This is a genomic window from Pseudovibrio sp. M1P-2-3 (assembly GCF_031501865.1).
Classification (GTDB): Bacteria; Pseudomonadota; Alphaproteobacteria; order Rhizobiales; family Stappiaceae; genus Pseudovibrio; species Pseudovibrio corallicola.
The window spans coordinates 99,423-120,266 of sequence record NZ_JARRCW010000001.1; the positions used below are offsets into that span (position 1 = coordinate 99,423).

The 20,844-nt window shown below is 46.6% G+C and carries 17 protein-coding genes; 9 read left to right on the top strand and 8 right to left on the bottom strand.

The features are described 5' to 3' along the window. Nucleotides 1-23: 23 nt before the first annotated feature. Nucleotides 24-506: a metal-dependent hydrolase gene (locus tag P6574_RS00440; RefSeq protein WP_310618445.1), complete on the bottom strand. Its 483-nt coding sequence runs from the start codon at nt 504-506 to the stop codon at nt 24-26. Nucleotides 507-595: 89 nt separating this feature from the next. On the opposite strand from P6574_RS00440, the gene P6574_RS00445 reads away from it, so the two are divergent. Continuing rightward, nucleotides 596-1,659, top strand: a protein-coding gene (locus tag P6574_RS00445) for an IS630 family transposase (RefSeq protein WP_310618446.1) whose coding sequence is annotated in 2 segments (ribosomal slippage) — nt 596-1,079 and nt 1,079-1,659 — 1,065 coding nt in all. Because the reading frame shifts where the segments join, the coding sequence is not laid out codon by codon here. A 99-nt stretch (nt 1,660-1,758) separates the two neighbouring features. After that, nucleotides 1,759-2,822 (top strand): IS630 family transposase gene (locus P6574_RS00450; protein ID WP_310618447.1). Its coding sequence is split into 2 segments (ribosomal slippage): nt 1,759-2,242 and nt 2,242-2,822, totalling 1,065 coding nucleotides; the frame shifts between segments, so codons are not numbered across the junction. A gap of 326 nt (nt 2,823-3,148) precedes the next feature. Here the strand turns inward: P6574_RS00450 and rlmN are convergent. The 3 genes from rlmN to P6574_RS00465 form a co-directional block, all read right to left on the bottom strand. Then, a complete protein-coding gene (gene rlmN, locus P6574_RS00455) occupies nt 3,149-4,318 on the bottom strand; it encodes a 23S rRNA (adenine(2503)-C(2))-methyltransferase RlmN (RefSeq protein WP_310622069.1) in 1,170 nt (389 codons plus the stop codon). A gap of 333 nt (nt 4,319-4,651) precedes the next feature. Continuing rightward, nucleotides 4,652-5,158: an invasion associated locus B family protein gene (locus P6574_RS00460; RefSeq protein WP_310622070.1), complete on the bottom strand. Its 507-nt coding sequence runs from the start codon at nt 5,156-5,158 to the stop codon at nt 4,652-4,654. A gap of 566 nt (nt 5,159-5,724) precedes the next feature. Then, the gene (locus P6574_RS00465; RefSeq protein WP_310618448.1) at nt 5,725-6,273 is read right to left on the bottom strand and encodes an RNA methyltransferase; all 549 of its coding nucleotides are present in this window, start codon (nt 6,271-6,273) and stop codon (nt 5,725-5,727) included. Between the two features lie 170 nt (nt 6,274-6,443). On the opposite strand from P6574_RS00465, the gene P6574_RS00470 reads away from it, so the two are divergent. Next, complete coding sequence (locus P6574_RS00470) at nt 6,444-7,430, top strand: NADPH:quinone oxidoreductase family protein (protein WP_310622071.1); 987 nt, start codon at nt 6,444-6,446, stop codon at nt 7,428-7,430. On the opposite strand, the gene xth is transcribed toward P6574_RS00470, so the two are convergent. After that, nucleotides 7,427-8,230 carry an exodeoxyribonuclease III gene (gene xth, locus P6574_RS00475; protein ID WP_310618449.1) on the bottom strand — a complete coding sequence of 268 codons (804 nt, stop codon included), beginning with the start codon at nt 8,228-8,230 and terminating at the stop codon, nt 7,427-7,429. The two genes, P6574_RS00470 and xth, sit on opposite strands and share 4 nt — an antisense overlap. Nucleotides 8,231-8,463: 233 nt before the next feature. Further along, nucleotides 8,464-10,470 (bottom strand): protein meaA, encoded by a 2,007-nt coding sequence (locus tag P6574_RS00480; RefSeq protein WP_310618450.1) that lies wholly within the window; start codon nt 10,468-10,470, stop codon nt 8,464-8,466. 295 nt (nt 10,471-10,765) lie between these two features. Between P6574_RS00480 and ccrA the strand changes: the two genes are divergently transcribed. The 6 genes from ccrA (at nt 10,766) to P6574_RS00510 (ending at nt 18,230) form a co-directional block, all read left to right on the top strand. Beyond that, on the top strand, nt 10,766-12,058 hold the full coding sequence (gene ccrA, locus P6574_RS00485) for a crotonyl-CoA carboxylase/reductase (protein WP_310618451.1): 1,293 nt from the start codon (nt 10,766-10,768) through the stop codon (nt 12,056-12,058). 535 nt (nt 12,059-12,593) lie between these two features. Then, nucleotides 12,594-13,583, top strand: coding sequence for an ABC transporter substrate-binding protein (locus P6574_RS00490; protein ID WP_310622072.1), 990 nt, complete (start codon nt 12,594-12,596; stop codon nt 13,581-13,583). Nucleotides 13,584-13,673: 90 nt separating this feature from the next. Then, nucleotides 13,674-14,519, top strand: a complete 846-nt coding sequence (locus P6574_RS00495) for an ABC transporter permease (RefSeq protein ID WP_405048124.1) — start codon at nt 13,674-13,676, stop codon at nt 14,517-14,519. Nucleotides 14,520-14,528: 9 nt separating this feature from the next. Next, nucleotides 14,529-15,782 (top strand): quaternary amine ABC transporter ATP-binding protein, encoded by a 1,254-nt coding sequence (locus P6574_RS00500; RefSeq protein WP_310618453.1) that lies wholly within the window; start codon nt 14,529-14,531, stop codon nt 15,780-15,782. A 184-nt stretch (nt 15,783-15,966) separates the two neighbouring features. After that, nucleotides 15,967-16,461 carry a CAP domain-containing protein gene (locus P6574_RS00505; RefSeq protein WP_310618454.1) on the top strand — a complete coding sequence of 165 codons (495 nt, stop codon included), beginning with the start codon at nt 15,967-15,969 and terminating at the stop codon, nt 16,459-16,461. A gap of 125 nt (nt 16,462-16,586) precedes the next feature. Beyond that, a complete protein-coding gene (locus P6574_RS00510) occupies nt 16,587-18,230 on the top strand; it encodes an AMP-binding protein (RefSeq protein WP_310618455.1) in 1,644 nt (547 codons plus the stop codon). 15 nt (nt 18,231-18,245) lie between these two features. Here P6574_RS00510 and P6574_RS00515 read toward each other — a convergent pair whose 3' ends face one another. After that, nucleotides 18,246-19,337, bottom strand: coding sequence for a GNAT family N-acetyltransferase (locus P6574_RS00515; RefSeq protein WP_310618456.1), 1,092 nt, complete (start codon nt 19,335-19,337; stop codon nt 18,246-18,248). After that, nucleotides 19,334-20,689 (bottom strand): lipopolysaccharide biosynthesis protein, encoded by a 1,356-nt coding sequence (locus tag P6574_RS00520; RefSeq protein WP_310618457.1) that lies wholly within the window; start codon nt 20,687-20,689, stop codon nt 19,334-19,336. Before P6574_RS00520 ends, P6574_RS00515 begins: the two co-directional genes overlap by 4 nt. Nucleotides 20,690-20,844 lie beyond the last annotated feature (155 nt).

Sequence of the window (20,844 nt, forward strand, 5' to 3'; positions counted from 1 at the left end):
GCTTGTAAAGGTAGCAAGTATGCCTACCTTTTTAGGTCTTTGTAAAACATTACTGTCGCCGCAAGAATAATTAAAAGCTCTATGCCAAATGTCCAGTGTAGCAAAAAGCTAAAAATCCAATGATTGTAGGTCGCTGGGACTGTTACCAGCTCAATCGCGGTATAGCTAAAGGGCGCAAGCCAATAAACTGGTGAAGCAATAGTATCCAGGCAATTATGGAGCACCCCCCCGAGGCTAAAGTATAGCACTAGGTTTCGAGTACTTGAAGCGCTTCGAAATATAAGAAGAGTGATTAAAGTGAGGCCAATCCAGACAAGCGGCCAGTGAGTGACATACATATGGTGATGTACTTGACCTTTGTCGATCAAGTGGAAATACAACATATCCAAGTCGGGAAATATACTTCCAAGTACCACAGCGCCCATCGAACTTGAGCGTAGAGGTGCTTTAGGGGATATCATCGCCTTACCAAGGAGATACCCCGCAGGGGCGTGGGCTACGAACATACTAATACCAACGGCACCTGTTTTTGACTCGGGATGAGGATTCCCAAATCACTTGAATTGTGATTCAACATTGGGAAAGGAGATTCCCAATGTCAGCGATCCCATTGCGCCGAGACTATGATGCTTCTTCGTTACGAACTCTTGCTTGTCAAAGTAAGGATGTCAGGCAGAGCCGCCGCCTTCTTGCTCTTGCTGCTGTTTATGATGGGTTGTCGCGCTTGGAGGCGGCACGCATGGGCGGCATGGACCGCCAAACACTGCGAGACTGGGTGCATCGGTTTAACGCAGAAGGGCCGCACGGCCTGTACAATCGTAAGAGCCCGGGCCGTGTCCGGTGGTTAAATAAAGAGCAAATGGCTGAATTTGCAGATCTGGTTGAGGCTGGGCCTGATTTACAACAACACGGCGTAATTCGCTGGCGTCGGCGGGATCTGCAAGGTGTGATCGAGCAGAAGTTTGGGGTCAGCTATAGCGAAAGGGCTATTTCAAGCCTCCTCAGAGTTCTGGGATTTTCTCGGGTCAGCGTTCGGCCACAGCACCCGGCACAGGACGAGCAAGTTATGGAGACATATAAAAAAACTTCCATGCCCAGCTTAAAGAAATAAAAGCGCGCTTGCCCTCACAAACATCCATGGAAATCTGGTGGCAGGACGAAGCCCGCATTGGTCAAAAAAATGGGCTCACCAGAAGGTGGGCAAAAAAAGGAACGAGACCACGGGCTCCCAGCGACGGGCGCTATCAATCAACTTATGTATTCGGGGCCATCTGCCCCGCCCACGGCAAAGGGGCAGCACTTGTTTTGCCCAAAGCCAATACCAATTCCATGCAGCTTCACCTTAAAGAAATCAGCCGAACCGTCGCCAAAGGGGCGCACGCAGTGGTCCTGATGGATCAAGCGGGTTGGCATACAACGGCAAAACTGAAGTTGCCTGATAATATAACCATCTTGCTGCTCCCACCCCGTTCTCCGGAGCTCAACCCGGTTGAAAATGTTTGGCAGTACTTACGGCAAAACTGGCTCTCTAACCGAACCTTTCAAGACTACCAGGAAATTGTCGATGCCGCCTGTTCCGCTTGGAATAAGCTTATTCAACAACCCCACACAATCACATCAATCGGTAGACGAAATTGGGCGCATACAGGTCAATTATAAGTGCCGTTGGTATAATACCAACGGCACCTGTTTTTGACTCGGGATGAGGATTCCCAAATCACTTGAATTGTGATTCAACATTGGGAAAGGAGATTCCCAATGTCAGCGATCCCATTGCGCCGAGACTATGATGCTTCTTCGTTACGAACTCTTGCTTGTCAAAGTAAGGATGTCAGGCAGAGCCGCCGCCTTCTTGCTCTTGCTGCTGTTTATGATGGGTTGTCGCGCTTGGAGGCGGCACGCATGGGCGGCATGGACCTCCAAACACTGCGAGACTGGGTGCATCGGTTTAACGCAGAAGGGCCGCACGGCCTGTACAATCGTAAGATCCCGGGCCGTGTCCGGTGGTTAAATAAAGAGCAAATGGCTGAATTTGCAGATCTGGTTGAGGCTGGGCCTGATTTACAACAACACGGCGTAATTCGCTGGCGTCGGCGGGATCTGCAAGGTGTGATCGAGCAGAAGTTTGGGGTCAGCTATAGCGAAAGGGCTATTTCAAGCCTCCTCAGAGTTCTGGGATTTTCTCGGGTCAGCGTTCGGCCACAGCACCCGGCACAGGACGAGCAAGTTATGGAGACATATAAAAAAACTTCCATGCCCGGCTTAAAGAAATAAAAGCGCGCTTGCCCTCACAAACATCCATGGAAATCTGGTGGCAGGACGAAGCCCGCATTGGTCAAAAAAATGGGCTCACCAGAAGGTGGGCAAAAAAAGGAACGAGACCACGGGCTCCCAGCGACGGGCGCTATCAATCAACTTATGTATTCGGGGCCATCTGCCCCGCCCACGGCAAAGGGGCAGCACTTGTTTTGCCCAAAGCCAATACCAATTCCATGCAGCTTCACCTTAAAGAAATCAGCCGAACCGTCGCCAAAGGGGCGCACGCAGTGGTCCTGATGGATCAAGCGGGTTGGCATACAACGGCAAAACTGAAGTTGCCTGATAAGATAACCATCTTGCTGCTCCCACCCCGTTCTCCGGAGCTCAACCCGGTTGAAAATGTTTGGCAGTACTTACGGCAAAACTGGCTCTCTAACCGAACCTTTCAAGACTACCAGGAAATTGTCGATGCCGCCTGTTCCGCTTGGAATAAGCTTATTCAACAACCCCACACAATCACATCAATCGGTAGACGAAATTGGGCGCATACAAGTCAATTATAAGTGCCGTTGGTATAACTCTCAAAGGTAACATGGGTTTGTTTTTTCGGAGTTAGAAAGTGAGAGCTAGGCATATATATGGCCTATACCAAGCTGCAGTATTACAAACCTGTTGGTATGTTTGGATCCCGGCTCATTTGTCGGGATGACGGCAGCATGCGTGGCAAGGTCTGTTAAACCCCTTGGGTCACACCGGACAAGCGAAGCGCTGATCCGGTATCCAGACTACAAACCACCGGTTATTCTTTTTGACTGCTGGTGCTAGATAGAAAAGGCCCGCAGTTTTTACGCTACGGGCATTGTAGTCATCGTGTATTTTTATCCAGAGTTCAAGCAGTACCTGAAGCTGATGCTTTCTCTAGAGCCTCTCGTTCAGCTTTCCTCAAACGCTCGGATTCTGACTTGAGCTGGCCACATGCTGCGAAAATATCGCGGCCTCGAGGGGTGCGAATTGGAGAGGCATAGCCTGCATTATTGACAACATCTGCAAATGCTTCAATTTGCTCCCACTCTGAACATTCATAGGGAGAGCCGGGCCACGGGTTAAATGGAAGCAGGTTAATTTTGGCTGGAATGCCTTTTAACAACTGCACCAGCTTTTTTGCATCCTTCAGACTATCATTGATGCCTTTCAACATAACGTATTCAAAAGTAATACGCTTTGCGTTGGAAAGACCGGGGTAGTCGCGACAGGATTGCAAGAGCGTTTCTAGATTGTATTTTTTGTTAATAGGAACAAGCACATCACGCAGTTCATCTGTCACGGCATGAAGGGAAATTGCAAGCATACACCCAATTTCATCACCAGTGCGGCCAATCATGGGGGTGACACCAGATGTGGAGAGAGTGATGCGGCGTTTGGAAAGGGAAAGACCATCTCCATCCGAAGCAATCAAGAGAGCTTTTTTAACAGCCTCAAAGTTATAGAGCGGTTCGCCCATGCCCATCATTACTATGTTGGTAACTTTGCGGCGGTTCGAGTTGTTTTCCAATCCACCTTCTGGAGCATCGGCATCAGGGAAGTCATTTAGACGGTCTTTTGCGATCAAAAGTTGAGAAAGGATCTCTTCCGCTGTTAAGTTGCGAACCAGCTTCTGAGTTCCTGTGTGGCAGAAGGTGCAAGTGAGTGTGCATCCGACTTGAGAGGAAATGCAGAGAGTGCCGCGATCTTCTTCGGGAATGTAAACAGTTTCAACTTCGACAGGCTTGCCTGCGCCGCGAGAGGGAAAGCGGAAGAGCCACTTGCGTGTACCATCTACAGAAATTTGTTCAGAAACGACTTCAGGGCGCTCGATTGTAAATGCAAAATTGAGCTTGGCCCGCAAGTCTTTTGAGACATTGGACATTTTGTCGAAGTCTGAAACACCTCGAACATAGAGCCAGTGCCACAACTGGTTCACTCGCATCCGCACTTGTTTGGGAGCGACACCCACAGCTTCCAACGCCTTGCCAAGGTCTTCGCGGTCAAGGCCGATTAGAGAAGGCTTTTCTTCTTTCATATCAGTAACGGCATTGGACGCAGCAGCGGATACGTTTGCGTTCGTTCCTTTGTGCGCGATGTCGAGCGATATCGCCATGTTTTATTCCATCGGTTTTGAGGTTGCCAAAGGTGAGCTGCGTATCGACGCGCTCTATTCCTTCTTCAAAATATAAGAGGCGGCGACCATTGGCCACCGCCTAATTTTGAAAAGGGTTATACCTGATCTACAGCGAGTTGGAAGCCCATAATGCCAATATTTCAAAATGGACTTAAACCTGCCACAAATAGAGCTATCTAGTTCGTCACCTAGATTGCAAATCGCTTCAGCAAACAAAGGAGTAAAGGCCGCTTTTTATTGGCAGGCTTTATCAGCTTCTCCAATTGCCGCGGTTACACCGCTCAGGGAATATTCATAGGTTGTCTTGGTATTACGCTTGGAAACACCGGAAACGGTCAACTTTCGTCCGGCTTTCATGGCAGATATAAGGCGCTGCTCTTCAGCTGCGTTTTGCACCCAAGCGCCATCACCTTTTGTGAACATATTGAACTTTTGTCCATCCACATCGGCTGTAACAATCGACCCCTCTTTGAAGTCATAGCCAACAATGACACTTGGTTCATTTTTCACGCGCTCTGCAGGGCGCGTGGAGATAAAGAAAAAGACATCGCCATGATTGCGGTCTGAAGGAAGCAGCTGTGTGGGCTTTGAAAGCGCATAACAGACTTTGCCATTTTGACCGGAATATGTGTATGTCTGCCAGTCTTTATTTTGTTTCACCAAAGAAGGTGACTGCGCATTTGCAGCTGCCCCAGAAAGACCGAAAGCCACAAGGGCCGTCATCAGGATACGTGTTTGCATCTTCTCCAAACCGCTTTCTCTGTGCTGAACACATTAGAAACGTAAACAGCCGAATATAAATTTTAGTCTTAAGACTACCTTAAAGATGGTTACGAAAAGGTTGAGAGTAAAACGGTTACCACACAACCTCAGAGCATAACTAGCCGGAAGCCACCAAAAGTCCCCAAGAAGCGGGCAATACTGTGGCAGCCTACCAAAATTTGCGAGTTATGCAGCGACAATTATCCATTGAAAAATCGAAAGCTTCGTAACCCCAGTTGCAGCGTCTATGACTATCTAATTGTCTTTTATGGTCAATTACCCAAAAGATCAAATCTGTTTTTAAAATGTGGGCTTTAATTTTTCCACTCTTGATAGAACTATGTATCTATACCTCTAGATAATAGTGTTTTTATGGATGGTTTTACCTCCACTTCTCTAAGTATAGATTCAGTATAATGCAGCTTAGATTATCGTTCCAATCCAATAATTTTATAGAGACATTAATGTTTTCTGCAAACCAGAAAGTCGTATGCTGCCTGTTCTCGCTTTTGTATTGGTGACTCTATGTGATTCGTTTTGGAAATTTATTCCATGCCGGGTAATCGGCGTTCACTCCGGAATTTGGGGGTTCCGTGTATGTGCTCCAGAAGCGGATCTTTTGGGCCGCCTGCTGTAAGGGGCCGCGGCGCATATTTGCCATGAACTGTAAAGCGGTCATAAAGGACGATGGATGCTGCAATGCCAATATTGACACAGAATTTAGTTGGAATTTTTACGATATAATCGCATCTTTCCTGCATGGCAGGGGAGAGGCTACCTCGCTCTGGACCCAGTATGTAAGCGGCCTGTAACGGGTGCCCAAAACTGGGGAGTTCGATTGCATCATCAGTAAGTTCAACACCCACAAGTTTGCACCCGCGCGGGAAACGCATTTCCTCAATACCTTGCCATTTGAAATGCGGAATATGGTCTACGCTTTTGGAGGTGTCGGAACGGGGCGCGCGATCAAGACGGGGATCAGCATTGACCGTAAAGAAATAACTGGCACCAAAAGCATGTGCGGTACGCATCAAGGTTCCAACATTCATAGGTTTTGATAGGCCTTCTGAGCCAACAGCAAAGTAACCGCGCATATATTCTCGTCTCTTTTTGGAATTTTGTTGGGTCTTAACGTTTGAAACTGGGTCTTGCAAGTTTTCATGGTTAGCCTCGGAGAAAACTGTCCCTTTGGTGAGGTTCAAATTATGTGTTCAATGCCTAGATTGATAATGCAATTGAAGCCGAGAAGAGTGGGGGATGAATGATGAAGGCCATCATCTGTAAACAGTATGGGCCAGCCAGTGATTTGGTTTTGGAGGATTTGCCAGAACCCGAACTTGGTCCTTCGCAAGTCCGCATCAAAGTCAAAGCTACGGCTTTAAATTTCTTTGATACGTTATTGGTCAAAGGAAAATATCAATATAAGCCTGAACCACCTTTTTCTCCGGGTGGTGAGTTTGCAGGTATTGTTGATGAAGTTGGTAGTGAAGTCTCTACTGTGCAAAAGGGCGATGCTGTTATTGCCTACATGATTTGGGGCGCAGCACAAGAGACACTTGTAGTTGAAGCAGACAAGTTGACACTCATCCCCGATGGGGTCAATTATGATCATGCAGCCGGTTTAATGATCACGTATGGCACTGCCATTCATGGATTACGTGGACGTGGAGATGTGAAACCCTGTGAAACTGTTGCTGTACTGGGGGCTTCTGGCGGAGCTGGTCTTGCAGCTGTTGAAGTTGCCAAAGCAATGGGGGCTCATGTTATTGCCTGCGCATCTTCTCAAGATAAGTTGAAAGTTGCTCAGGAACATGGAGCTGATGAACTGATCAACTATAGTGACGAGGATTTAAAAGGGACGCTGAAAAAACTGACGAACGGAAAAGGTGTCGATGTCGTTTACGATGCTGTTGGAGGAGATTTGGCGGAACCTGCTCTTCGGGCAATGGCGTGGCGTGGTCGTTATCTCGTGGTTGGCTTTGCTTCAGGAGATATACAGAGCTTCCCAGCAAATCTAACCTTGCTCAAAGGGTGTGATGTTCGTGGTGTATTTTGGGGGCGCGCTATTGATGAAGAACCTGAGGAACACAAAAAGGATATGCTGCAGCTACTTGATTGGCTGAAAAGCGGGAGCATTCGCCCCCGAATTCATGCGGTTTATTCATTTGAAGACTTCGAAAAGGCTTTTGATGAAATTTCCTCTCGTCGTGCCAAGGGAAAAGTTATCCTGCACCCATCAAGTGAAGTTTAGGCCTCCAGAAGAGCGAAAACAGGGGCGTGATCAGATGGTTTTTCCCAGCCCCTCGCATCTCTCAGGACATGCACGTCTTTAGTATAATGCGCTAGGTCGGGAGTCATCCAGATATGGTCAAGACGGCGGCCTTTATCTGCTGCAGACCAATCCTTGGCGCGATAACTCCACCAAGTATAGACCTTTTGATCCATGGGGATATGCTTACGCATGGTATCAACGTAGCCGCCAGACTCGCGAACTGCTTCGAGTTGCTCGCTTTCTAGCGGAGTATGGCTGACAACTTTCGAAAGTTGTTTATGCGACCAGACATCTGTCTCATATGGGGCAATGTTTAAGTCCCCAACGACAACGGATTGTCCTTTGAAACCAGAAAACCAGCTTTTCATTTCTTCGAGAAATTTGAGCTTATGGGCAAACTTTTCATTCACTTTGGGGTCTGGAGTGTCCCCGCCGGCGGGCACGTAGAAGTTATGTAATCTGAAGCTGCTACCATTAAACTCAATATCTGCTGCAATGTGGCGCGTGTCGCCCATTTCGCAAAACTCTTTCTTTTCAACATTGAGAAGAGGCAGGCGAGAAATTAGGGCTACGCCATGGTAGCCTTTTTGCCCATGCATTTCTATGTATTTGTAGCCGAGCTTTTTAATGGCTGCTTCAGGAAAACTTCCATCAGGACATTTGGTTTCTTGTAGGCATAAGACATCGGGGGCATGATCCAACAGCATTTTCTCAACAATGGGCAGGCGTAAGCGAACCGAATTTATGTTCCAAGTTACGATTTTGAGGTGTTGTGTCATTAACTCTGCCCAGGTTTTGATGCGATTTCCGTGAAAGCTAGGTGAATACCAGCAAAAAACCCAGAGAAAAAAGGTAAAAGTTGACAGGAGTTTACAGTAATCTAGGGGCTACTTGATGAGGACGGGTATTGGGGAGCCTGATTTTCACTCTTTGTTTTTCTCGAGTGAAGACTAGATGAAAAAGTGGCAGTGCAAATCATTAAATGCACTGCCATTGTAAACCAGCCTTTCGGCTAGGAGGCTTCAGTTAGAGTGTCTGCTTTTTCATCTAGAATTGAGACAATATCCATCATGATGTCGGAGAGCTGGAAGTCCTTTGGGGTATAAACAGAAGTCACACCGCTTTTCCGCAGGCTTTGCTCATCATCCTCTGGAATAATACCGCCAACAACAACAGGGATGGATGTCCAATTTCGTTTTTTCAGCTCTGTGAGGACATCTTTGACAAGTGCCATATGTGAGCCAGACAAAATAGAGAGACCAATAACATGGGCTTGCTCTTCAATAGCTTTTTCAACGATTTGTTCCGGCGTTAAACGAATTCCGTCATAGATTACGTCCATACCGCTATCTCTGGCCCGCACTGCAATTTGCTCGGCACCATTGGAGTGGCCATCAAGACCGGGTTTGCCAACGAGAAATTTAAGGCGGCGGCCCAATTTGCGAGAAACAGCATTGACTGCATCGCGAACGGGCTGCAAATCTTCCGCGTCATTTCTAGCTGCTCTGCCAACGCCGGTTGGGGCTCGGTACTCACCGTAAATAGAACGAAGAGCAGTTCCCCATTCTCCCGTCGTGACGCCAGCTTTTGCGCATGCAATGGACGGACCCATAATGTTCATTGAACCACGGGCGGCTTTTCTTAGGGATTCAAGGGCTTGCTGAACTGCATTGTCATCGCGCTGGGCTCGCCATTGCGTTATGCGCTCAACAGCTTCCGTTTCCACATGGTCGGGGACAGTCAGGATGCCACCATCCTCTCCGCCGCTAAGAGGAGAGGGCTCACTTTGCGTCCACTTGTTTACACCAACAACGGTTTGATCGCCACTTTCAATGCCTTCCAGGCGGCGGCTGTTGGCGTTCACAAGCTGCTGCTTCATATAGCTGTTTTCAACTGCAGCAACAGCTCCCCCCATTCCTTCAATGTGGGCTAGTTCTTCGCGGGCCTGAGCTTTTAATGTCTCGACCTTGGTCTCAATTTCTTTTGAACCATCAAATATATCAGCATATTCAAGCAGGTCGGTTTCATAGGCAACAATTTGCTGCATACGCAGTGACCACTGCTGGTCAAATGGCCTTGGAAGGCCGAGTGCCTCGTTCCATGCTGGCAATTGTACTGCCCGAGCACGAGCATTTTTAGAAAGAACAACTGCCATCATTTCAAGGAGGATGCGGTAAACGTTGTTTTCAGGTTGCTGCTCTGTCAATCCAAGGGAGTTCACCTGCACGCCATAACGGAAGCGGCGATAGCGTTCCTCTTCCACCCCGTATCGTTCGCGGCAAATTTCATCCCATAACTCCGTGAAAGCTCGCATTTTGCACATTTCAGTAACGAAACGCATGCCGGCATTCACAAAGAATGAAATACGGCCAACCGCGGCAGGGAAGTCCTCACTACTTATGGTGTCATCTGCTTTTATGCGGTCAAGAATCTCAATTGCCGTTGCCAAGGCAAAGGAGAGTTCCTGAACTGGTGTCGCCCCAGCTTCCTGCAAGTGATAGGAACACACATTCATGGGGTTCCATTTCGGCATATTCTTGTAGGTCCAGGAAATTACATCCGTTGTTAAGCGCATGGATGAAGCTGGAGGAAATACATATGTACCGCGTGACAAGTACTCTTTAATAAGGTCGTTCTGGGTGGTTCCAGCTAGCTGAGACCGATCAGCGCCCTGCTCATCAGCTGCGGCTACATAAAGTGCGAGTAACCAGGGAGCTGTGGCGTTGATAGTCATGGATGTGTTCATACGTTCCAAAGGAATTTCGTTGAACAGTGCTCGCATATCACCAAGGTGAGAGACTGGAACACCAACTTTCCCGACTTCGCCTTTGGATAAAGGGTGGTCAGGGTCATAACCAGTCTGAGTGGGAAGGTCGAAGGCAACAGAAAGACCTGTCTGGCCTTTTTCTAGATTGGTCCTATATAGCCGATTACTATCAGCGGCGGTCGAATGCCCTGCATAGGTACGAAACATCCATGGCCGGTCACGTTTGACCTCAGGCGAGCCTTTCGAACTCATTGTGTCAACTCCCTTTTTCTCCCAGAGCCTATTGATAGCACAATAGGAATATAAGCGGCGTACCCACTTTGATATAATTTTACTTTTTTGCAATGCAATATTATAGTGGAGGTATAAAGCAACCTAAGCAATAGTATTATATATTTCAGCCTAAATTATAATGATAATTTTATTGCACAAAGGAATATGGGATCGTGTATATTGCATTGCAATAAAGTCATCTACTCCAAAATAGGGGAAACGGATAGATGAGGCAGGGTGCCAAAAGGAATAAACGCAAGTTGAGGAGTTTGCGATGAGCGCGGTAGCACAAGCTAACGACAACGGACCAAAGAAGCAGGCAGAGTATAAAGATCTCTATGAAGTAGGGGAAATTCCTCCTTTAGGTCACGTACCAAAGAACATGTACGCATGGTCAATCCGGCAGGATCGTCATGGTCCGCCAGAAGAGGCTATGATTCAGGAAGTTGTGCCAGTTTGGGAACTGGATAGCAATGAAGTGCTGGTTCTGGTGATGGCTGCAGGTGTGAACTATAACGGAATTTGGGCGGCGCTTGGTCAACCAATTTCAACCCTTGAAGCTCACAAGCACCCCTATCACGTTGCTGGATCTGATGCCTCTGGAATTGTTTGGGCTGTCGGTGCTAAAGTTAAGCGCTGGAAAGTCGGCGATGAGGTCGTTGTTCACTGTAACCAGGATGATGGGGATGACGAGGCCTGTAATGGTGGCGATCCGATGTTCTCTAATTCCCAGAGGATTTGGGGTTATGAGACACCAGACGGATCCTTTGCTCAGTATGCACGTGTACAATCACAGCAGCTAATGAAGCGTCCACAACACCTGACTTGGGAAGAGGCGTCGTGCTACACACTGACGCTTGCAACAGCCTATAGAATGCTGTTTGGCCATGATCCTCATGCGCTTAAGCCAGGTCAAAACGTATTGATTTGGGGAGCTTCTGGTGGTCTTGGGGTGTTTGGTGTGCAGCTGGCTGCCGCTGCTGGAGCAAATGCGATTGGTGTGATTTCTGACGAAGACAAGCGTGATTATGTTCTCTCGTTAGGTGCTAAAGGCGTTATCAATCGGAAGGACTTTAACTGCTGGGGGCAGCTGCCAAAAGTTAACTCTCCTGAATATGATAACTGGACCAAAGAAGCTCGTAAGTTTGGTAAGGCCATTTGGGAAATTACCGGTAAAGGTAATGACGTTGATCTGGTCTTTGAACATCCAGGTGAAGCAACTTTCCCGGTGTCTACGCTTGTTGCAAAGCGTGGTGGTATGGTTGTATTTTGTGCCGGAACAACAGGGTTCAACCTCACTTTTGATGCACGTTATGTCTGGATGAGGCAAAAGCGTATTCAGGGGTCGCACTTTGCGCACCTGAAGCAGGCAAGTGAGGCAAACCAGTTTGTGATTGATCGTCGTATTGATCCTTGCATGAGCGAAGTGTTCCCTTGGGACCAGATTCCGCAGGCTCATACCAAAATGTGGAAGAACCAACACGCACCTGGAAACATGGCGGTTCTTGTTGGTGCGCCTGTAGCAGGTTTGCGTTCTTTTGATGATGTGCTTGAAGCATCTCGCTGAGTTTTAAAGCGTTACGGTGGCATGCAATTGTCACCGTTCTCCCCTCATGCCACTCCTAAAATAATACTAGTAGCTGAGACATCCGGACTTTTTTGTCTTATGGGACTGAATGGGTGCCTTGGGTTAACTTTCCGTCATTATTAAATGTAATCGACGAATATATAAGTATTAAATTGATTTCATATAATTTAGTGCGTCTATTTATATGTATTGCATATAGTTAAGTCATATATATTTAAAATAACTATTAAATATATTTTGTTATACATTGAAGTTATTTTAGTTTTTCTTAAGAGTTGATTTGCAATTTTATTAGATGGTTTACCCTGTTGACAGGCAATCCAATGTATTTATTATATAAAGGCTAATTGTAAATTGTTTTTTCGGTAAAAGCGCAAGCTTTTGTCGGATTTTTTATGGGATTTTGCCAGTATTATGCGGCGTAAATGTTCGCTTGGCGGGATGGTTTCATAAAATAATCGGAGATGAACTGTTGTTTAATTTTAGAATTGCATTGGCCAGTCTGGTTTTATCAATGCCATTTGGTGTGACACCGAGCGCCGCCTCTGAGGCCACTTGTGAAATTGATCGCCCAGTAGTATTTGCTGGTTTGGATTGGGATTCTAACGCCTTTCATACATCTGTTGCTGAATTTATCGCGAAGCATGGGTATGGATGTGAAACGGACACAATCCCAGGCTCCACAATCCCACTTCTAAATGGCATGACACGCGGTGACATTGATGTCACTATGGAAATCTGGCCAGACAATGTTACGGAAGCTCTGACGAAAGGCAAAGAGAGTGGTGCCATCGTTGATTTAGGCATTAACTTTCCTGATGCAATACAAGCGTGGTTTGTTCCAAAATATGTGGTTGAGGGTGAGGATGCTCCAGCTAAAGGTTTGAAATCTGTAAAGGATCTTACCAAGTTCAAAGACGTTTTTTCTGACCCTGAAGAACCTGGTAAAGGCCGCTTTTACAACTGTATTGCGGGCTGGGGTTGTGAGGTTATTAATACCAAAAAACTTCATGCTTATGGCCTGACAGACGATTATGTGAATTTCCGTCCTGGAACGGGAGCTTCTCTGGCTGCTGTGATTGAATCCAGCATAAAACGTAAAAAACCGATAGTTTTCTATTACTGGGGCCCGACTTGGGTGCTCGGCAAGGTTCAGGACGATCTTGTTATCTTGGAGGAGCCGGCCTTCAATAAGGAAATTTGGGATGAGCTCTCCGCGGAAAACGATCCTGAGAAAGTGACGCAAGCTGTTGCATACCCACTCGCGAAAGTTCATATTTACTCGAATACCGAATTTGCCGAAAAAGCTCCGCAGATGACAGAATTCTTGAAAAATTATGGGACGACAAGTGCGATAGTGTCGAAAGCACTCGCATATATGCAGGACACAGGCGGGACGACTGAGGATGCAGCAAAGCACTTCCTCAAGACAAATCATGATATTTGGGTTTCTTGGGTTCCAGCCGAAGTTGCTGAGCGTGTCGAAGCAGCACTAGAGCAGTAACCAAAAACTAGTGATGCATTTATTGAGAAGGGGCAAGTTACAGGCTTGTTCCTTCTTTTAAATTGCTGTGAGGACCCTATGGACTTTACCTTGTTTCCAGACTTTGGAAGCCCAATAAAAAAAATAACAAATACTTTTGTAGACCATCTGGTTATAAACTACGGGGACGGTTTCGAAGCTTTTTCCAGTTCCCTTTTGTTCTTGCTGGTAAAGTTGGAAAGGGTGCTCCGGCAGGCTGATCCAGTTATCATACTCATTTGCATCGGCCTTTTGACTTATTTCGTTAGCAGGCGTTTGGTTCTGTCTGTCGCTATGGCGGCATCCATGTGGTTTATCGGAACATTAGGACTATGGCAGCAGGCTATGCAAACTATTGCAATATTGCTTGTTGCTGTTGGAATTTCAGTCCTGATGGGAATTCCCTTAGGCGTTTTTTCTGCACGTTCAGAAAAGTTCAGACTGGTCTTAAATCCGGTTCTTGATCTCATGCAGACTATTCCTAGCTTTGTATATCTTATTCCTGCTGCAATGCTTTTTGGTCTTGGAAAAATTCCAGCTGTTCTGGCCACTGTTATATATGCAACACCTCCACTCATTCGCTTGACCGATCTTGGTATTCGTTATGTGGATACGGAGGTTGTCGAAGCTAGTAAGTCGTTTGGGGCCACACGTTGGCAAATATTGAAAGGGGTACAATTACCTCTTGCATTACCCTCCATTATGCAGGGTATTAACCAGACTATGATGATGGCTTTGGCCATGGTTGTTATCGCCTCCATGATTGGAGCGCGCGGTGTTGGAGAAACAGTTCTGCTTGGGCTGCAACGTAACGACTCTGGGCAAGGTTTAATTGGAGGCATTGCAATTGTCATACTTGCAATTCTCTTTGACCGGATTACCCAGTCAGCTGGGCAACGTATGCAGATGCATCGATAAGTTAATACCATGTCCAAGATTATCGTAAAAAATATAACTAAAATATTCGGAAGCAATCCTAATCGCGTTCTCCCTAAAGTGCAGGCGGGAATGAATAAGGAAGCACTGCTGGCTGAAACGGGCCACACTTTGGGGCTTCACGATGTCAGCCTGACTGTTGAAGAGGGCGAGATATTTGTTATCATGGGCTTATCAGGCTCAGGCAAATCTACTCTTATTCGACATTTTAACCGGTTGATTGACCCCACTGATGGGCAAATTCTTGTCGATGGACAAGATGTAATGGCTCTGTCCAACCGGGAACTGGAACAGTTCCGCCGGCAAAAAATGAGCATGGTTTTTCAAAGATTTGGTTTGCTACCACATCGTACAGTATTGAAAAACGTAGCTTATGGACTGGAAGTACAGGGAATTCCGAAGAAAGATCGTGAAGAAACTGCACTCGAATGGATTGAGACGGTTGGGCTTTCAGGCTTCGAAAACCAGTATCCTGATCAGTTGTCTGGGGGTATGCAGCAGCGCGTCGGCCTTGCTCGCGCGTTGGCGAACAATCCTGATATTTTGTTAATGGATGAGGCATTTTCTGCGTTGGATCCGCTTATTAGGTCGCAAATGCAGGACCAATTGGTGGAGCTTCAGGAAAAGCTTCATAAAACAATTGTTTTCATTACACATGACCTGGATGAAGCACTTCGGATTGGCGATAAAATCGCTATTCTTAAAGACGGTGTTATCTCGCAGATTGGCACTCCCGCCCAAATTCTATTGGAGCCTGCGGATGACTATGTCAGGGCTTTTGTTCGGGATGTGAACCGTGCCCGCGTCTTGACGGTGGATACAGTTATGGAGCCACCCTCCATGCGTATCACCCATGATAATATGGAAAAGGCCCTTGCTGACATGGTCAGAAGAGGGGAAGATTATGGCTATGTTGTTGAGAATAAAGAATTCCGGGGTGTGGTCACACAAGAAGGTTTGGAAGAGGTAATCTCCAAGGAGGGGAATAGCTCTTCCCTTTACGAATTTGCTGATGATGCAGCCTCTATTGAGACACAAAGCACCTTGGAAGAGGCACTTCCGGCAACCTTGGAAAGTGATTACCCTATCCCAGTTGTGGACGATAAGGGGCACTTAAAAGGGATACTCTCTCAAGAAGAAGTGGGTATGGCTCTTGTGCCCCCTGTTGAGGAAGAGGGGAGAACCTCTCAGGCAAGCTCCAGATCTGGAACACACGAGAAACCTATTCTAAAAGAAGCTTCGTGAAGTGGGGGATTAGAGCACGGCGCATTCATTGGCATGCACGCTTCGCGCTCTAACTTTTTATTTCGAGCTCGTTTCGTTTACTTGAAGACAATCAAACGAAACGAGCTTTAGAGAAAGGGGCGGAAAATATTTTGTCTCTTATCTCTTATGCTACTGTTAGCATTCACTTTGGGCCCTGTTTAAGATGAACTCACTCCAATATTTCCTCTCTCTTTGTACTGTTATTGTGTTGGCGGCCTGCCAGTCTGCCTCCGACCAACCAAAGGCCTATCGGAACTTGGAGAGTTATCAAGCGTCAGTAGATGTGTATGAAGCTTCCGGAATGATTTCTGCTTACAGGGCGCAATTTGGGCTGCCCCCTGTTTATGCAGATAAAAAACTGAGTAGAGTTGCACAGTCTCGATCTGCGGAAGTGGCCGCATTGAAGGGGCAAAAGCCTTCGGACCGCGAGATACTGGGGAATACACTGGCTGAGCAGGGTGTATATACTTCCTATGTCGTGGAGAATACGAGCTCTGGGTATAGGAGTTGGGCCGAAGCGTTTTCAGGGTGGAGACAGTCTCCCAAGCACAATAAAGTAATGCTGGACCCGAATATTGAGCGCATCGGTCTTGCGACAACTTATGACCCTCAATCAAAGTATAAGGTGTTTTGGGCCTTGGTTGCAGTTGGCTCTTAACAACTATCTCTATATGAAGTTTGAGAGTTTCGTTCATTGGGCTGAAAGCATATTTTCAATTGCCATTCTTAAGAAAAATGCTAGGCCTTGGATACTTGTAGTGACAAGTGAGGGATAGTTTGGGAATGCTACCGAAAGCGAAGACCTATGAAGAGGTTCAGGCTCGCTTTAAATGGAATGTGCCGCACTTTTATAATATCGCAACGGATGCCTGTGACGTTTGGGCACGAACTCACCCCAAAAAAGTAGCCCTGTTATACCTGTGTGAGGGTGGTGGTGAGGAAGCATGGTCGTATGGTGCTCTTAGTGCTGCCTCCAATAAACTTGCCAATGCTTTCAAAGCGATGGGGATTACCCGTGGTGATCGTGTCGGGATTCTTCTGTCTCAGACTCCAGAAACTGCGATAACACATTTCGCCTCATATAAGCTGGGGGCAATTACAGTTCCTCTTGCAGCGCTCTTTGGTCCTGAAGCCTTGTTATATCGTCTCAAAACATCAGGTGCCAAAGGATTGATTACTGATCAAGAAGGGCTCCTAAAACTTTCTGGTATTCGTAACCGTCTTCCCGATCTTGAGTTTGTAGTTTGTATCGACGGTGAGAGAACAGGTAGCTATGACTTTCACAATTTGCTGAGTAGGTCATCAGAGTGTTTTGATCCCATTCCGACGTTGGCTGAGGATCCTGCTGTGATGATTTATACATCCGGTACGACAGGGGCACCAAAAGGTGCTTTGCTGCCTCATCGAGTTTTACTTGGCCATATACCGGGAATTCAACTCTCTCATGACCTATTCCCCCAGAAGGGGGATCTATTTTGGACGCCCTCAGACTGGGCATGGGCGGGAGGATTATTTAATGCCCTCATGCCTAGTTTGAAGATGGGGGTGCCCGTAATTGCAAAGAAACTAAGGAAGTTTGACCCGGAAGAGGCATTTAGGCTGTTGTGTAATTACAAGGTTCGCAATGCGTTCATTCCACCGACAGCTTTGAAAATCATGTCAGGTGTGAATGCGCGGAGGTATGTGCCAGATCTTAACTTACGTAGTTTGTGCTCTGCTGGAGAACCTTTAGGGTCCGCTGCATATGATTGGGCAAAGAGTATATTAAATGTCACTCCCAATGAGATGTATGGGCAAACAGAGTGCAATCTAGTGCTTGGTTCATGCCAGAAACTAGGCGTTTCTCGATCTGGTGCAATTGGCAAACCGGTTGTTGGGCACAATGTTACGCTCTTGAAGGATGATGGGAAAAAGGCTGAAGCGGGTGAGCAGGGGCAAATTGCAATACATAAAAGTAGCCCCACCATGTTTCTGGAGTATTGGCGCCACAAGAGTCTGACGCAGGCGAAGTTTCAAGGGGAGTGGATGCTGACTGGGGATCAGGCAGTGATGGATGAAGATGGCTACTTCCATTTTGTCGGTCGTAACGATGATATTATTACCTCGGCTGGCTACCGGATTGGCCCTGCGGAGGTGGAGGACTGTCTCGTTACACACCCAAAGATTGCTTTAGCGGCTGTTGTAGGGAAACCTGACCCGGTGAGAACAGAAGTTGTGAAAGCATATATTGTTTTGAACGAAGGGACCACTCAAGGCAGTGAACTAAAAAAGAGTATCCAGCAATGGGTTCGATTGAGGCTTTCCGCGCATGAATATCCAAGAGAAATTGAGTTTGTCGCAGAGTTGCCATTAACAACAACAGGTAAGATCATCCGCCAAAAGCTAAGGCATCGTGCAAGCTCTGAAGTTATGGCTATTGCTGATTGATGTTTATTGCGGGTCTCAATACTTCCTCTTCATCACCCTTTTCAAGGAATGTTTTAGCCGAGTTTTCATTTCGGCTTCCTTGGCTAGGCAAAATGGAACTGTACCTTTTGTTAATGTAATCGTTGCGTAACGAAATTTGTTTTTAAATGCCACGTTCACCATATGATTGTCAGGGTTAGCAAGAGAGTCCATTCCCTTGAAGCCGTCTAGTTGATGAGTTTGCAGGCAGACAGCGTGTAACAAAAGGCGGCCGGGTGAGAACTTTGCAAACGCTTCATCATATGCAGTCTTCCATGTAAATACATGGCCGTTTTGGTTTAGGGTGATCAGTGATGCAATCACTTTTCTGTTTAGCTGAAGTTCATGGATTTGCACTTGGCCAGATTGAGCAAAAGTGGTGATGATTTTGCGCCCAAACCGAGTGGTTTGTTTGCGTTGTAGCAGGGCTGATCCCTGTCGTCCTTTCCAGCTATTTGCCTCTAGAGCAAGAAAACGTTCAAAGGCTGTGTGAACGGTCTCTGGTGTTTGTGACTGAATAAATTCAACAGAGCCAAGACTTTGCAAGTTCCTCTGATAGGTTCTTAACCTCTTTGGTAAGCTTGATGAGGAGGGGGGACTACTTTGCCATGCCCGTTCTTGAGGCAACCAACTGGCAAGCCTCCAGTTGTGGGTTTGGGCAGTTTCTCTAATAAGGTCAGGTACCGTTCCATCAACAGCGTGATATGGTAGTGTAAGCAATGGCCATTTACTTAAACTGGCAGCCTTTTCAAAGAGTAGGTTGAGAGCGTGAGGCGTCGCTTCCTCAGATACGAGTAAAGTACCAAGAGGACCATATTCGGAAACCGGTACTTTTAGTGTTTTAGCGGTTATGCCCTCACGTGAAGAATATACCGGTAATGCTGCAACAGCCCTTTGTGTCAAAGTGTCTATGGTTAAGACTACGCTCACTTGCAAACTGGGAAAGGTACGTGTGAGCTCCTGCAAAAAGGATGGTGAGAGAAAAGGGTTTGGAGTGATGGTATTGATGGCTAAGTGCTCCCACTCCTGCTGGAAGTCTCCTTGAGCCCTGCAGGAGAAGGCGACCGTTTTGTAAGGTGGGTGCTTCATACCTCTATCACTGTTTTTTTATGTAGAGGGATAAAGAAGGGGAGAATACCAAGTCGCAGATAGGAGCCCCTAATGAGCAGGATGGCCTCCAGTATCATAGCAAGAGATGTGGCAATCGCTATACCTATTAGCCCGAATGAGGGGGCCAAGCTGATATTGAGGCCAACATTAACTGCAAAGGTTAGTGCGTAAATGCCAGCACACAGTGTCTGATTTCCAGATAGACTGAGGAGAGAATCTACTGGCCCAATGGCTGCGCGGGCAAGGATTCCAAACGTTAAAATGAGTAAAACCGGAAACCCTTTCTCATAGCCTTCTCCAAAGAAAGATAATAGAAATGGGCTACAGGGCAGAAGAATTGCTGTGAGAATGAGTGTAGGCCAGAAGGTCAATTGAGCGGCTCTGCCTATGTATTCGCTCAGTTTTCTTGAGTTTTTTGTATAGTATAGCTGTGATATCTGCATGGCGGTTGCTGACCTGACAGCGTAATAAACGAAATGCAAAAGAGCAACCGTGCGGGATGCTGCAAAATAAATTGCGACCTGATCAGAAGGTACCCAGAAGCCAGCTATGATGACATCTGCACTTGTCAGAAGCTGGAAGAAACCATCAACCAGAAGAATAGGCAGCGATACTTGGAGCCAAAGTTTGAACTGATATTGCCGGGGTGCAGGTGGACACTGTTTCTTTAACTTTTTGTGCAGCAAAAGTGTCTGAATGGCAGTGATGCTCCAGATGGCAAAGATGGTACAAAGAACAGCGGTAACAGCCGTTCGAGGGAAATCGAGAAAGACTGCTATAGCCATAAAAATGATAATTAATGTGGGGCGCCAAATGTATTCTGGGGCGACGCTCAAAAACTGCCAATTATATGCTCGCGCGATTCCTTCTTGCAAACTGCATAGGGTGTAGAGTGGTAGGCAGGTCAATGCTATTGCTATTGGGAGAATGTAGGGTTGGGCAATGGCATCATCTAGTAACCAGATCCCCAAAGCTCCTATTCCTGCGATAGCGCTGGCACAGATGAAGACGGCAATACGAGAGCCGTATAAAATCCCCCTGACGAGGGACGCCTTACCTTGACTGGTGTATTGGGGGAGGAACCTGCTGACTGAATTTGAAAGGCCAAGGTTGGAGAACATAACCAGAATGACAAGGAGGGTCCAGACAACAACAAAAACCCCATAGTGGTGTGTTCCAATTATTCTAGCAATAAAAACTTGAAGTAAGTAAGCTAGAGCTGCGCCTGCAACCCGTATAGAAAATACAGTAAAAGCTGAGTAATTTGTTATAGCGTTAGCGTTTTGTTTGCCTATGGCTTTCTTGAATTTATTATAATTAATGTGGGGCAATTTTTATCTATATCCAATTTGGTTAATTAATATAGTTAAAACTGTTTATCTCAAGCTCCCATTATGATGTATTATGTAGAATTATTCATGTAATTTATTGTGGTAAATACTCCTAAAAAAAATGGGATTGACTCCTCATCTGTTTTTTATAATTA